Origin of the sequence: Kitasatospora sp. HUAS MG31, from assembly GCF_040571325.1 — a bacterium.
Classification (GTDB): domain Bacteria; phylum Actinomycetota; class Actinomycetes; order Streptomycetales; family Streptomycetaceae; genus Kitasatospora; species Kitasatospora camelliae.
Genome location: NZ_CP159872.1, coordinates 3,767,427 through 3,781,755, shown reverse-complemented (window position 1 = coordinate 3,781,755; position 14,329 = coordinate 3,767,427). Strand labels below are relative to the sequence as shown.

At 73.7% G+C, this 14,329-nt stretch carries 8 protein-coding genes and 1 tRNA gene; 2 read left to right on the top strand and 7 right to left on the bottom strand.

Annotated elements, in window-relative coordinates; all coding sequences use genetic code 11:
* Window positions 1–18 precede the first annotated feature (18 nt).
* Window positions 19–104: transfer RNA gene (locus tag ABWK59_RS17080), tRNA-Ser, on the top strand.
* Window positions 105–215: 111 nt separating this feature from the next.
* Here the strand turns inward: ABWK59_RS17080 and ABWK59_RS17075 are convergent.
* From ABWK59_RS17075 to ABWK59_RS17050, 6 genes are all read right to left on the bottom strand, one after another.
* A complete protein-coding gene (locus ABWK59_RS17075) occupies window positions 216–359 on the bottom strand; it encodes a hypothetical protein (protein ID WP_354641445.1) in 144 nt (47 codons plus the stop codon).
* Window positions 325–1,626, bottom strand: coding sequence for an SUKH-4 family immunity protein (locus tag ABWK59_RS17070; RefSeq protein ID WP_354641444.1), 1,302 nt, complete (start codon window positions 1,624–1,626; stop codon window positions 325–327). The genes ABWK59_RS17075 and ABWK59_RS17070 overlap by 35 nt, the downstream gene beginning before the upstream one ends.
* A 48-nt stretch (window positions 1,627–1,674) precedes the next feature.
* Entirely contained in the window at window positions 1,675–3,489 is a 1,815-nt protein-coding gene (locus ABWK59_RS17065; RefSeq protein ID WP_354641443.1) for an ATP-binding protein, read from the bottom strand.
* Window positions 3,490–3,616: 127 nt separating this feature from the next.
* Window positions 3,617–5,797, bottom strand: a complete 2,181-nt coding sequence (locus ABWK59_RS17060; protein ID WP_354641442.1) for an SUKH-4 family immunity protein — start codon at window positions 5,795–5,797, stop codon at window positions 3,617–3,619.
* Window positions 5,794–10,224, bottom strand: a complete 4,431-nt coding sequence (locus ABWK59_RS17055; protein ID WP_354641441.1) for a toxin glutamine deamidase domain-containing protein — start codon at window positions 10,222–10,224, stop codon at window positions 5,794–5,796. The genes ABWK59_RS17060 and ABWK59_RS17055 overlap by 4 nt, the downstream gene beginning before the upstream one ends.
* A gap of 107 nt (window positions 10,225–10,331) precedes the next feature.
* Window positions 10,332–10,712 carry a hypothetical protein gene (locus tag ABWK59_RS17050; RefSeq protein WP_354641440.1) on the bottom strand — a complete coding sequence of 127 codons (381 nt, stop codon included), beginning with the start codon at window positions 10,710–10,712 and terminating at the stop codon, window positions 10,332–10,334.
* A gap of 317 nt (window positions 10,713–11,029) precedes the next feature.
* Here ABWK59_RS17050 and ABWK59_RS17045 point away from each other — a divergent pair, with 317 nt between their 5' ends.
* Window positions 11,030–12,394 carry an FAD-binding oxidoreductase gene (locus ABWK59_RS17045; RefSeq protein ID WP_354641439.1) on the top strand — a complete coding sequence of 455 codons (1,365 nt, stop codon included), beginning with the start codon at window positions 11,030–11,032 and terminating at the stop codon, window positions 12,392–12,394.
* Window positions 12,395–13,187: 793 nt separating this feature from the next.
* Here the strand turns inward: ABWK59_RS17045 and ABWK59_RS17040 are convergent.
* Window positions 13,188–14,270: an EamA family transporter gene (locus ABWK59_RS17040; protein WP_354641438.1), complete on the bottom strand. Its 1,083-nt coding sequence runs from the start codon at window positions 14,268–14,270 to the stop codon at window positions 13,188–13,190.
* Between the last annotated feature and the right edge of the window lie 59 nt (window positions 14,271–14,329).

Sequence of the window (14,329 nt, the reverse complement as noted above, 5' to 3'; positions counted from 1 at the left end):
TAGGCTGGCCTCCGCCGAGGAGGGTTGCCCGAGCGGCCTAAGGGAACAGTCTTGAAAACTGTCGTGGCCTTGCGTCACCGTGGGTTCAAATCCCACACCCTCCGCCCGTGAGAACGGCCCCTGGCCAGCGTGTCTGGTCAGGGGCCGTTGTCGTGCCCGGCAGTCGTGACGGCCCGTCAGTGACTATGGGCGCCGGGCCGGCTGGGTCGCGGGCGTCACTCGAAGGCGAAGTCCTCCCGGTCCTGGAAGATCTCGTACCAGAAGCCGGAGGCGTCCGTGTCCGGGTCGAGCTCCACGGCCCAGTCGCCGTTGGGGCGGGGGCCGCTACAGCAGGCCGTCCCAGAGCTGTTCGACGACAACGGCCCACCAGTTCTCCGGATCGGAGTACACCGTGCCGTCCACGGCGGCCAGTTCGCGCTGGAACACCTCGACGGCCGCTCCGGTCGCGTACGGGTCCAGTCCCCGCCACGCGGGCCGGGCGCCGGCGAGGAGGGCCAGGCAGCGGACGAAGGAGGCGAGGTCGGCGTCGAGGTACCGGCCGGTGCCGTTGTCCGGGTCGACGGCCCAGACCCGGCCGATCCCCGCCCCGGTGCCGGTACCGCCGTCGCCGCACTGTACGGCGATCAGCGCGTGCCCGTCGGTGCCGAGGACCACGTACTCGGCCAGCACGGCGAGGGTCGGCTCGGAGATCCGGCCGCTCCCACCGGTGGCGGCCAGGTGCCCGGCGACCGTCGGAAGACCGGGGAGGAACTCGAAGAAGCCCTCCACCCGGCGGGGGAGACCCGCCCAGACGAGGGTCTCCGCGGCAGCCTCGGGCAGCAGGCTCGCCGCCGTGAGGTCGGCGTCGAAACGGTGCATCCCGTCCGCGCCGAACTGCTCCGCCAGCCGACGGCCGAGGGCGACGTTCCGCTCCGGCTCCGCCGCCGGCACCGCCCGCGGGAAGGGCACCCGGTTCGGCTTCGGCGGCACGGGGCGTCCGGCGCTGCGGAACACCTTCTCGGTCTGCTCGGTCAGCGCCCGCACCCCGGCGGCCCGGCGGTCGAAGCGCGGCCCGTAGTCGTGCCCGTACGAGAAGGAGGCCACCGGAAGCTCCGCGAGCAGGGTCGCCGCGCAGTACCCGCCGGGGAGTTCGCACGGCCGCAGATCGGTGTACACGGCCAGCACGTCCTCGGGCCGCACGCCCTGGGCCTGGAGGCTGCGCCACGCCCGTACCTCGGGGTGCCCGTACCCGGGCGCGGAGGCCTGGAACAGGCTCTGCTCCTCGCCGCCGGCGTCGCGGTAGGTGAGCACGGCCGTCGAACCCGGCCCGGTCACCGGCGGAAGAGCCGGGTCGAACGAGCCGGCGCCGAGCTTGTCGCGATAGAGCTGGACGACCTCCTCGACCGGTACCGAGGGCCAGGTGGTCAGCTCACCGGTCTCCCGGTCGACCACGGCGCAGGCCGAGCCGATCACCTCCGGCGCCCGCCGCTCGCCCGAGCCCGGGTCCGTCCGGGCCGGGGGCTGCTCGGGCCAGAGCACCCATCCCAGCTCGAACTCGTGGACGGCGACGTCACGCCACCGCTCCTCGGGCAGCCCGTCGTTCATCCACCGGCGGGCCGCCTCGATCGCCTGCTCGCGGGTCGTCACGGGATCGCTCTCCTCAGGGCTGGTTCGGGTCGGTTCAGATTAACGGCGTCAGGCTCCCGAGCCGCTCTCCACGGACGGGACGACGAGGCGCAGGGCGCTGACACCACGGGCATCGGCGAGCAGCAGCACACCGTCCACGGTGACGTCCGCGCCGCCGAGCGGTTCCGGCGAGACGAAAGTCGCCACCGGGTGCCCGCCGTCCCGTGGCCAGACCCGCACGTAGTCGGCTCCTTTGCTCAACCGCAGCGGGCTGTCCTCACGTTGCTCGTCGGACGGGCGGAGCAGCTGCTCCGGATCGCCGGTCACGGCGGCGCCGGTGAGGACGTCGTAGAGAGCGATCGGCGGCTCGGCGCCCGGGACGTGCGCGGCAAGGACGGAGGTGCCATCCGGAGCGATGGCCGCGGCGACCCCGTCGACCCCCGGGAGCGGTGCGGCCCACAGGGTTCGCCAGGGCAGATCGAGGCCGAACTCCACTGCGGGGAGACCGTCCTGGCACAGTGCGTGCTCGAGCAGGGCCGCGCGCGGGATCGGGCCGGCCTCGGTGCGGGTGAACAGCGGTGCCAGTCGTAGCCAGGTACGGGCGGGCGCGGGCAGCTCGGCCCCGTCGGCGGCCAGGTGCTCGACCGCCGCACGCAGCGCCACCTGCTCGGCGTGCAGAAGGAAACCCGGGTCGACCAGCAGCTCCGGCAGCACCCCGCCCTCCAGCGCGTGCCCGATCAGCTGCTCACGCACGTAGGGCGCGGCGGCGGACCAGCGGTCGGAACCGGCCGGGAGGGTGGCCAGCAGGGCGTGGGCGATCCGCCGCTGAACCTCTCGGAGGACCGAGCCGAAGCGCTCGCGCAGCTCCGCTGCCACCGCGGGGTGGACGAGCCGAGCCGCCGGCTCGTCGCCGTCGACCAGCTCGAAGAACGGCATCAGCAGCTGCTGGCCGCTGGCGAGCGCGGCAGACAGATCCCTGCCCGCGACCGCGGAGGCCAGCGGGGCCCACAGCGAGAACGGCAGTGTCGCACCGTCCCCGGCCAGCGCGAGCGGCGCCAGGAGCCGTCGCAGCGTCAGTTCGTCGACGCCGCAGCGCTCGGCGTGCAGGTCGAGCGCCTCGCCGACGTTGCGCGGGAAGACCCCGGTCCCGGCGTCGGGGACGGCGCGCAGCGACCAGGCGGCGAGCCGAACGGTCAGCGGGCCGTCGGCGTGCCGGGCCAGCTCGGCGGCGAATCCGGGCTTCTCCACCGCGTGCTCCGCCTGCAGGAGCAGCCCGTCCGGATCCGCCCACGGCTCCTCGTCGAGATCGACGACTCGCACCCGGCCCTCGGGCAGTCGCTCGACCAGCCATCGCGCCTGTTCGCGCGGGACGTCGGCGAGTAGGCGGACCCGCGGTGAGAGCGCGAGCGGCAGCAGCACCTCGGCAGCCGTCCGGGCGGCCCCGTCCAGCGCGCGAAGGACCCCGGCCCTGTCCACATCGGGGACGACGACCGGTACCGGCGGCAGGCCCTCGTCGGCCGGTTCCGCCAGGAGCCGGAGGGCGTCCTCGGTCCGGGTGGCGGCCATGCCCAGTGCGTCGGTCACCGACCACAGCAGCTGAGCGGCGGTCAGTCCGCTGGCGTCGAAGACCAGCGGGGCGGGCAGCTCGGGCGCCGGAACGGTGGCCGGGTCGAGTGCCGCCACGTCGATGCGTTGACGGGATTCCGGATCGCAGAGCATCAGGAAGCCGGTCAGCAGGCGTGTCCGGCCGCTGCCCGAACTCCCGGTCAGCAGAATCGTCTTGGGCGACGACGCCACCCCCTCGCGCCACCGACTGAGTTCGCGCAGCGCGGTGTCGCGGCCGCCGATGTAGGGGTGCGGCTGGTGGATGGTCGTATCGGTCACGTTCCGGGCTCCAGGATCTCGGAGGTGCGGTCTTCACGGCTGGTCGACAGGTTTGTCCGGACCCTCGGGCGCCCGGGACCGCCGTCGCCGAGCGACCTCTCGGACCACACGGCGTCCGGCAGATCTCTCATTCCCAGTTGTCGGGGTCCAGCGCGTACCCCCAGCAGTCCGAGCCCGCCGCGTCCGGGGCGATCCCGGTCAGCTGGATCTCCAGTTCGGCCAGTGCATCGTCCCGGTCGGGCCCGTCGAACACCTGGTAGATCTCGACGTAGCGGGCCGTGAGCGCGACCATGGTCAGGAACGAGCGCAGAGTCGATCCGACCAGCGGGCCCCGCGGATGCTCCCATTCGGGTGCCCCCGGCGGCAGCATGCGAAGGACCCGTCCGTCGTGCCCGTCCAGGACCACCTGGCAGCCCATCCACTCGCCGAGCAGCCAGTAGGGCCCGGCTCCGGCAGGCTGTGCCGCCTCCGGCACGGACTCCCACGGTACTGGGGCCAACGAGTCCGGGGTGAGGCGGTCGAGCCACAGACCGACCAGGCCCACGACCTCCGGGACGCCCACGTCGACGAGCAGGTGCCGGGTCGGCTCGTCCCGGAGGCCGGGGGGCAGGTCGGCCGGCGGGATCCGGTGGAGCGACTCGGGACCGAAGGCACGCTCCAGCAGCGCCCGGAGGTCGGCACACGCGGCGGGATCGTACGGTCGCGGCTTGACCTCGCCGCGCCAGCCGAGTTCCGGGAGCCGGTGGAAGGGTTCCGGGTGCAGAGCCGAGGGCTCGACCGTCAGTGCGTACAGGCCGCAGGAGTCGGCGACGATCAGCGTCGACCCCGCCACCGTGCAGGAGAGCTCGTCGCCGGGCAGCTGAAGGGCACCGAGCGGTCGGCCGTCCACCGGGTCGAAGAGGTCCACCCGCCCGGGGACGGCGTACGCCACCTCCGCACGCCAGCGGGCGGTGAGGTGCTCGCCGACCGCCGGCGTGGGCCCACCCGCGGCGGCGGTCGGCGAGCCGACGGGGCCTTCCAGCACCTCACCGGTGGCGGCGTCCCAGACCCACCGGCCCCCTGCCCCGTCCTCGCTCTGAACGGCGGGCCGCCCCTCGTGCGAGACCGCCGTGACGCGGATCGGTGCGGCCGTGTGGGGCAGCGCAGGACGCTCGAACGTCCCCGCCGGGCGCCGGTGCGACCAGAGAGGTGTGAACGGCAGTGGTTCCGAGGAGGAGGCGGCGAGTTGCTGCGCGCGCTCGATCCGGCCCCGGGTGAAGGCATCGTGGCTCAGCCAGGCCACCCACTCGGCCTGCGAGAGACCCGAAAGGTTCCGGTGCGTCAGGTAGTGGAGGGCGGCGGCGTCGGTGTCCTGCTCGAAGCCCTCGGGGTAGCCGGAATCGAAGCCCTCCAACAAGTGCTGCCGCGGAATCCGCGCCAACACGGCGGCATCAGCCAGCAGCTCGTCGAACCTACCCGCCACCGCCGTGTGCCCGGGGAGCGACCGGGCGGCCCAGGCCGACATGTCCCCCGTCAGCAGGCGGGTGGTCATCCGGTCGTGGACGACGGCGGAGGGAACGCCTTCCAGGCGCCTCAGCGCACGGGCCAGATCGCGGGAACGGAACCCGAAGTGCCTGCCCTCCGGGTTCTCCTCGACGGCGACGTCGGCGAACCGTTCGGCCCAGGCGGCCAGTTCGTCCTCCCGGGCGTCAACCTCCGCGCAGGCGCACAGGGCCGACCACGCATCGGCCGGAACCCGGTCCAGCTGGGCATGGGCCAGTGCTCGCAGCGCGGCCAGGGCCGGGGGCGGGCATGCGGCGACGAGCGCTCGAACCCCCGCATCCTCCTCCCCGGGCAGCTCGACGACGTCGGTGCCGGGGTGCCGGACCGGAGGGGCGGACGAGGTCTCGGTCACCAGCTTGAACGGGGCCTGCTCGGCCGCGTGCGCCAGCGAGTCCAGTACACCGCTCAGCCTGGCCGGCTCGCCGCCGTCGGCAAGGATGCCGGCCCACTGCGGGTTGGCCACCAGGACGATCCGCGGCTTCCCCTCGCCGCGGAACTTCCGGACCAGGTCCGACAGGCTGTTCAGTCCGGCCGACTCGGACGGATCCAGCTGCCCGATGAGCTCCCCCACGACCGCGTCCGCGCCGAGGCCGGTGGCATCCACGTGGAGTGCCTCGGTGAAGGCGTCCCGAAGCTCTGTCAGCAACCGGGTCTTACCGCTCCCACCCGGTCCGGAGACGTACAGGCGCCCGGACGGCGCGGGGCCGGCCAGCCACGCACGGACCTCCTGGTACGCCGACCCGGCCGCATCCGTACTTCCGCTCACTGGTCCGTCTCCTCAGCAACGGCCTTTCCACCGAGGCCGAGTCCGTTCTTCTGTGCGGACAGCCAGACGTCGCCCACCTTGGCAATGTACGCCCTGAAGTCCTTGTCCATCTTCTGCTTGGGGGTGCCCTCGCCCTTCAGGCCCGGATTGACCAACTCGCCCTTCCGGAATTCCGTCGCGTAGTAGATGGGAACTCCGGGGAAATCCTTGGAGAGGTAGGGGGAGCAGTGGCCGTGGCCCTGTCCGGTACCGCAGGGCTCCCGCTCCGTGTACAGGGTGAGGACCTCGTACTTCTGGTCGTCGCCGGCCTTCTCCTTCTCCGCGTTGAGACGCTTGACCCATTGACCGAGGTGCTTCTCGGAATGGAGCGGGGTAATGCCCGCGCGCTCGGGCGAGGCGGGAACCGAACTGTCCACCACGAAGATTGTGTCTCCGGGCTTCGACGGGTCGTGGAGCTCCATGACCGCGTAGTTGCGCGCGGTGAAGTCCGGCCGGTGCGGCCCGGAGTTCAGGACGGCCGACGGAACGTCCGGCTGCTGGAACGCCTGCCTGATGGCGGCCTTGAGCTCGACGGCGCCCTTCAGACCCACCTCCGACTTCGTGTTCGCGTGGTCGACCTGGCCGCGGGAGGCCGGGTCGTCGCTGCCCTTCGGCAGCGGGTTCCCGTCGGCGTCGACGCCCGCCTCGCCGGCCTCGTCGGTCGGTGCGTACGGACGTTCCCGGTGCTCGGGGTTCACACCCACGCCGTGCTGTTCGTGGAACGAATGGCTCATCCGGCCGAGTGCGGCCACCACCGCGCCCTGCTCGCCCGGGTGCATGTCCCCGAAGCCGGGCAGCGCCTTGGACAGTTCGGCCCGGGTGAAGGTGAACCCGTCGGGACCCTCGGTGCGCTGGAGCAGCTTGGCCAGGTCCTGGGGCTTCTGGGAGGCCCAGCGGTCGAGCTCGTTGTAGACATGCTCCATGCGGACGGCGCGCACGTCGTTGGTCTGGCGTAGGGTCTGCTGGGACGCGTCGGGACGCATACCGTGGGCGAGGTGATCGGGCTCCTGCTTGGCGGGCAGGCGCTCGTGCTCCGTGCGGTGCTTCTCGTCCCGCGGGTGCACGGCCGGACCGTCCTGCTGCGGGTCCGCGTCCTCGGTCTTCTGCTTCTTCGCGTCCGGGCCGTCGGGGTCCTCGTCGGTCTTGTGCTTGCCGGCGGGGTCGGCGGGTCGGCGATCGGTGCCGCTCGGCGTCGAGTCGGGGCGGCCGGCGTGGTCCGGGCCGTGGCCGGTGGACGGGATGGGACGGCGGTCGGGGCCGAGGGGAACGGCCCAGACGCCGTGCCTGCCGTCGTGGAGGGGCTTGTCGCCGCGGGCGCCGGTCTGGTTGTCGAGGTAGGTGATCCTGCCGTTGTGGTTGACCACGTTCCAGGCGTGGGCACGGCCGTTGGCGTCCTGGGTGATGATGACGGCCTGCGAGCCGTGGCCGGACCGGCGGAGCTGGTCCTCCAGCCGGTGGAAGGCCTGATCGCCGTTGCCGAGGTCGCGGAAGGGCGCGCCGAGCTGGCGTTCGGCGCGGTCGCGTCCGCCGTGCTCGCCGTCGGGGCTGCCGTCGTTGCTGCGCGGGGCGGCCGCGGTGGGGCGGCCGCTGTAGGTGTCCACGCTGGAGAGCGCGACGTCGAGGCAGTTGTTGTCGCGGCCGGGCGTACGGTGGCCGTCGCCGTTGACCGCGCCGGGCCAGTCGCCGTACGGGTCCGGGTGACGCTGCGGGGTGCCGTCCGGGTTGCGCGGGATCCGGCTCTCCAGATCCTGCTGGTGCCGCGGGTCGACGGGCGCGAGGCCGCCGGGGGTGTCGTGCGGCCGGCTCTCGGAGAGCAGGCGGTCGGGGGTGGGGGTGTGGTCGTCGGGCGTGGTGGGGTCGTGGTCCTTGGACGGATCGTGGTCCTTCGACGCCTCGTCAGGCCGGTGCGACGAGTCGTCAGGCCGGGAGGTGTCGGCGGTTCGGCGGTCGTTGTCCGGGTGCCGGGACGGACGGTCGTTCGTGCGGTCCGGGGTCGACTGCTCGGGGCGCGTGGCGTTGTCAGGGGTGCGCGTCGGCTGGTCGGCGTTCGGACGGTCGGCGGTGGGCCGGGCGTAGGCCGTACGCGGGTCCAAGCGCGGGTCGGGGCGCATGGTGCCGTCGGGCGTCCGGGCTGGGCGGTCGCCGGACGGCTGCTGGCCGAGCCGGACAGGCCCGGTGGCACCGTCCGGGCGGCCGTCGGGCCGACCGGAGGTGGGCGGGCGGTGGACGGACGGCCCATCGCCGGGCGCGTTCGTCGAGGGCCCGCCGGTGCGCGGGGGAGCGGTCGAGCCGCTCGGCGAGGCCGAGCCGCCGGGCGCGGGGGACGGTGTGGGAACTCCCGCACCGGGGACGACCGGGCCGGTCTGGCCCGGACTGCCGCTCGGCGGAGCGGTCGGACCGGCCTGCTCCGGTGTGGCGATGCGGTTCGTGGGCGGGTCGGCGACGGCGGTGGAGGCGGTCTCGACCGTCGGGACACGGTTCGGGCCCTCGGAAGCGGTGGGACGGGAGGCGTCCGGCGCGGAGGTGTGCGGAGCCGTCCCGGGCGGTGCGATGCGCGGATCCGCACCACGCGGCGGCGCACCGGCGTCCTCGGCCGGGCTGTGCCGCTCGGGCGCAGGCGCGGGGTGGTCGTCGCTACGGACGGGACCGTAGGTGGGCGTGCTCCGCTCACCCGTGTGCGGCGGAGTGGACGGGGAGCCCTCACCGCCGCGCTCCGGCCCGTTCGACGGGGTGCGGCCGTCTCCACCGGGTGCGGGGGCCGGCGTGCTGTCACGTGTCGGATGGCCGGTTCCCTGACCCGAGCCGGTCGTACCGTCGCCGCTCGGGTGCGGCGCGGGCGGCGCGTTGTGCGCAGGGGCGGGTGTGGAGTCGGGCGTGGTCGGGGTGGGGATTGGTCCGGGGCGGTTGTCGCCCACCGGACGGGGTGCCGTCTGGGATCCGTCCGCGCCGTCGCGGGCGGGTGGGACCGTGCCGTCCGAGGGACGCGCGCCGTGGTCGCCCGGCGTGGGACGGCCATCCGTACCGGAGGTGGTCGAACCGCCGGGCGTGGCGGTGTCGTTGGCGGGCGCGGGCCGGCTGTCGGTGCCCGTGTGCGTGGGGGTGTCCGTGCCGCGGGTGGGTGCCGGGCCGTCGGCGCCGGGACGGGCGGTGGTGCCCGGGTCTGTCGACGCGGAGCGGCCGCTGTCCTCGCCATGGGCGGGGGTGGGGCCGGGGGCCGGGTCGGGGGTGAGGCGGGTGCCGAACGGGTCGAGTGGCCCGGTGCCACGGCCGCTGTCGCCGGTGGGCGGCGTGCTCGGCCGCCCGGTGCTCGGGCTGCCCGCGCCGGTGTCGCCCCGCGAGCCGGACGAGTCGCCGCCGGTGGGCGTCGAGCCGGTGCTCGTACCGCCGTCACCGGAGGACCCCCGCGAGCCACCGGGCGTACCCGACGAGCCCGGAGACGAGGACCCTGCCGAGCCGCTCGAACTCCCGGACCCGGCCGACCCGGTGGCGGTCCCACCCGAGGAACCCGAGGAACCCGAGGACCCCGAGGAGCCGGAGTCACCGGAGGAGCGCCCGCTCCCCGACGAAGTCCCGGAACTCCCGGAACTCCCCGAGTCGCCGCCCTTGCCGTCCCCGTCGCCGCCGTGCCCGCCGTCCCCGTCGCCGCGGCCGGCGGCGTGGTCCAGGCCCCGGCGGGCGTGGCCGCCCGCGCGCGAGCCGACCCCGTCCCGCAGCGCCTCGGTGAACGTCTGCCCGGAGTTCTTCACCGCGTCGGTGAAGTCCTCCGCGCCCCGCTTGGCGGTCCGGCCCAGGTCGTAGCCGTCCTGGGCGCCGAAGCCCTGGTTGACGGTCTGGGCGATCAGGTCGCTGATCATGCCCTGCACGGCCGAGACCGCGGGCTCCTTCAGCGTTTCGAGGATCGCCTCCATCAGCGCCTGCCGAAGCTCCTTCAGCAGCCGCCGCACGATCATCTTGGTCGCCGTGGTCGCACCCAGCGCGCCGACCTCGGACAGACCGAAGGTGAACGGTGCCGCCGCCTGGGCCGCGATGATCTCCGCCGCCAGGATCGCCAGCTGCGCGATCACCGCGACCTTGCAGGTCACCACGATCACTGCGGCCGCGTCGAACGCCACCGCGATGAACCGGGCCGCCATCGCCGCGTCCGCCAGGTAGCCGTCGCCGCCCGTGGAGAACTTGTCGAAGGCCTTCCCGAACGCCTCGATCGAGTCGCCGGCGTTCGCCGACCGCACCGAGTTCGCCGCGCTCAGGGCGCGGTAGTTCATCTCGTCGACCTGGTCCGCGAAGTCCCGCCACACCTGCGCGCACTCACGCAGCTTGTCCTCGTCCGCCTTCGGCCAGTCGAAGCCGAGCATCTCCAGGACCCACTCAAGGCTGTCCGGCAGCATCATCGACACAGCGTCAATTCCCCCTGGATGGACGCCCGGATGAAGCGGTCACGGGCGCATGGTGAGCGGTCGGTCGTTCGATCGGCGTGGTCGGGTCGGCGGCGGAGCCGTCAGCGGGACGGGTGGTGGAGGGCGCGGATCTGGCCGCCGACCGCGTCCGTCCGGCCGCCGAGGGAGTCGAAGCCGCCCGTGGTGGAGTCCTCGTTCGCGGCATGGTTGGACGCCATGGCCGCCAGCTTCTTGCCCATCTCGCCGAGACGCTGGGCGAGCGAGTCCATCGACTCCTGCATGCCGTCGCGCAGGCCCTCGTAGACGATCCCGAACTTCTCGCCCAGGTCGTCGTCGCCCCACGGCGGCTCGCTGCCGCCCTCCAGCGCCTGCAGGCGCGACTTCATCTGGTCGGCCGCGCGCTGGAACTCCCGGCCGATGTCCTCCATCGACCGTCCCTGCGACGTGAGGTTCTCCTCGTCGACGACGACATGCTGTCCCATGCCGAGCCCCCGCCCTGTCCCCGTGGTGCGGCCTCCCGCCCCACGGGACTCCATCGCCGACACCTAGTCATATGACCGTACTGCAAGGGCGCAACTCTATGCCGCCGGTCCGACGGTCCCCGCGGACGCCTTCCGTGTATCCCGCCCCCGCGGACGCCTTCCGTGTATCCCGCCCCCGCGGACGCCCTCCATCCGTCCGTCCCCGCGGACGCCCGCCGTGCGTCCGGAGCCGCCCTCACCAGTGCCACGGCGTTCTTGCCCGGTGACGGCCGCAGGAGGAGAGTCGGAGCACGGACGCGCGTGTGGCGGAGGCTGTCGTGGGTGATCTGGTCGAACGGTTGGCGCAGGGCCTGGGCGAGGGGGCCGTCGCGGTGGACCCGGACGTCACCGCCGCCTACGCCCACGACATGGCGGGCTTCTGCGAGGCCGGCCGGCCCGCGGTGGTGGTCTTCCCGGAGACGGTCGAGCAGGTGCGGCACGTGCTGCGTACGGCGACCGACCTGCGCGTCCCGGTGGTGCCGCAGGGCGCCCGGACCGGCCTGTCCGGCGGCGCCAACGCGGTGGACGGCTGCATCCTCCTGTCGATGACCCGGATGAACCGGATCCTGGAGATCGACCCGGTCAACCGGATCGCCGTGGTCGAGCCCGGGGTGGTGAACGCCGAGCTGTCCCGCGCGGCGGCCGGCCACGGCCTGGCCTATCCGCCGGACCCGTCCAGTTGGGAGTCCTGCACCATCGGCGGCAACATCGGCACCGGCGCGGGCGGCCTGTGCTGCGTCAAGTACGGCACCACCAGCGAGTACGTGCTGGGGCTCGACGTGGTCCTGGCGGACGGCCGGCTGCTGACCACCGGACGCCGCACCGCCAAGGGCGTCGCCGGATACGACCTGACCCGGCTGCTGGTCGGCTCGGAGGGCACCCTCGCGGTGGTGGTCCGGGCGGTCCTGGCGCTGCGCCCCGCGCCGCCGCCGCAGCTGGTGCTGGCCGCCGAGTTCCGCAGTACGGACGAGGCCTGCGCGGCGGTCTGCGAGGTGATGGCCAAGGGGTACACCCCCTCGCTGATGGAACTGATGGACTCCACCACCGTCCGGGCGGTCAACGAGATGGCCCGCATGGGACTGCCCGAGTCCACCCGGGCCCTGCTGCTGGTGGCCTTCGACGGGCCCGACCAGCGGCGGGAGGTCGCCGAGGTGGCCGCGCTGTGCGATGCGGCGGGGGCGAGTGGGGTGGTACCGGCCGAGGACCGCGCCGAGTCGGACCTGCTGCTGCAGGCCAGGCGGCTCTCCCTGCCCGCCATGGAACGGCTCGGCACCACGATGATCGACGACGTGGCGGTGCCGCGCTCCCGGCTGGCGGAGATGCTGACCGGGGTGGCGGCGATCGCCGAACGGCAGCGGCTGACCATCGGGATGGTCGCCCACGCCGGGGATGGCAACACCCACCCGGTGGTGATCTTCGACGCGGGTGACGCGGAGGAGACCGCCCGGGCCCGGGGGTCCTTCGACGAGATCATGGCGCTCGGCCTGGAGCTGGGCGGCACGGTGACCGGCGAGCACGGCGTGGGCCTGCTGAAGCGCGAGTGGCTCGCCCGGGAACTCGGACCGGTGGGGCTGGAACTGCAGCGGCAGATCAAGGCGGTTTTCGACCCGCTGGGCATCCTCAACCCCGGGAAGACCCTCTGACCCTCTCACCCTCTGACGTTCCGACCTTCCGACCTTCCGACCTTCCGACCTTCCGACCGGCCCGGCCGGTCGGGCCGCGGAGGGAGAATCCGCCCGGCCCCGGAACCGGCCGGAATTGTCGACACGGTTGGCTGATTCTCCCTTTTCGGGGCGCGCATCGATTCGCGTACGCCCTGGGTGGTGTTCCCGGAGCTCGTGGCGATGCCGTCCGCCGCCCTTGATTTCCCCTCGCGCCCGCCGCCATTCGGGCGAACGTCCTGGCAGGGAGCGGTGTGTCTGTCGACGAACCGATGTCGTGTGGATGATGGGCCGGGACTTCGTTTTCACGCGAACGGGCGAAATGGTGGCCCGTGACTGGTGCTTTGTCGATTTGTTGCGGAAGGCTGTGGCCCGGCGCCGCAGCCACCGGGGTTCGTGCGGCGGCGAACTCCGACCAGAGCACCCCGGCAGGACCGTCCGCCCGGCACCCCACAGCACCCCCACAGCACCCCAGCATCCACGGAGGACATGCATGGCCCGTCTGCGCACCATCCGCCCGGCCGCCCTACGAGCCGTCGCCTCCGGGCAGCCCTGACGCGGGTGCGGGCCGGCGCGTCGCCGGCTCCGTCCGAGGCGGGGGCGCCGAGGACGGGGCGGACACGGTGACACGGTTCGGCGACCGGGAGCAGGAAAGGGTCTCTGCGTACCGGCTCGGACGGGCGGTGCCGATCACGGCACCGCCCGTCGGCGTTCCCACGGTCACCGCGCCCGGCACCCCGCGTACCCGTGTACCCGCGTACCCGTCCCGGGGCGGTCAGCGCCGCCCGGTCAGCGTCGCGCCGACACTCGCCAGCACCACACAGCCGATGCCCAGCACCTGGGGCCAGTCCAGGAGCTGACCGAGCACCACCAGTCCGACCAGGGCGCTGACCGCCGGGTCCAGGCTGACGATCACGCTGAACACCCGCTGCGGCATCCGCCGCAGCGCCGTCATCTCCAGTGCGTACGGGACGACAGGGAAGAGCAGGGCCACCCCGGCCACCGCGAGCAGCAGCAGGGCGGGGGAGGAAGCGGTGGTGAGGCCGTGCCAGGCCTGCGCGGCCCCGACCGGCGCCAGTACCAGGGTGCCGATGGCGAACGAGACGGCCAGGCCCTCGAAGCCCCGGAACGCGGCGCCCACCTTGTCGGTGAACAGGATGTACCCGGCGTAGCAGGCGGCTGCCCCGAAGGCGTACGCCAGGCCGACCGGGTCCAGCGAGCCGTCCCCGCCGCCGTGGCCCGCGCCGCCGAGCAGGGTCAGCAGGGCCACCCCGCTGCCGGCCAGCAGCACCCAGACCAGGTGGCTCACCCGGCGGGCCAGCACCATGGCCACCACCAGCGGGCCGAGGAACTCGATGGTCGCGGCGGTGCCCATCGGCAGCCGGTCCACGGCGCCCGCGAAGAGGGTGGTCATCCCGGCGGAGGCAATGCCGAGCAGCACGGCCAGGCCAAGGTCGCACCGGCTCCGCCCGCGCAGCCGGGGGCGGGTGACGGCGAGCAGGATCGCGGCGGCGAAGGCGAGCCGCAGGAAGGTCGCCCCGGCGACGCCGAAGACGCCGAACAGCGGCTTGGACGCCGCGATGCCGAGCTGCACCGCGAACATCGCCGCCACGCACAGCACCGGCGCCGGAACGGCGGCCAGGCTCACCCGGCCGCGCCACCCGCCGGAGGGCGACCCGCTCCGGCCGCCGCCCGGCCCGCCGGCTCGCTCCAGCCCTCCGGTGCCTCCGCGTCGCCGTCCCCCGCCGCGTTCCCCGGCGGGGCCGTCCGGCGTTCCGGGCTGAAGGGTGGAGGCACCGGCGAAGGCGTCGCCGGCCGGGGCCGAGATGTCCGGTTGGGGATGGTTGGCGGTGGGCATGGGCCCGAGTCTTCCGTAAGCCCCACAACCGCCGCAAGCTGGTTACATGTGTCCTTCCT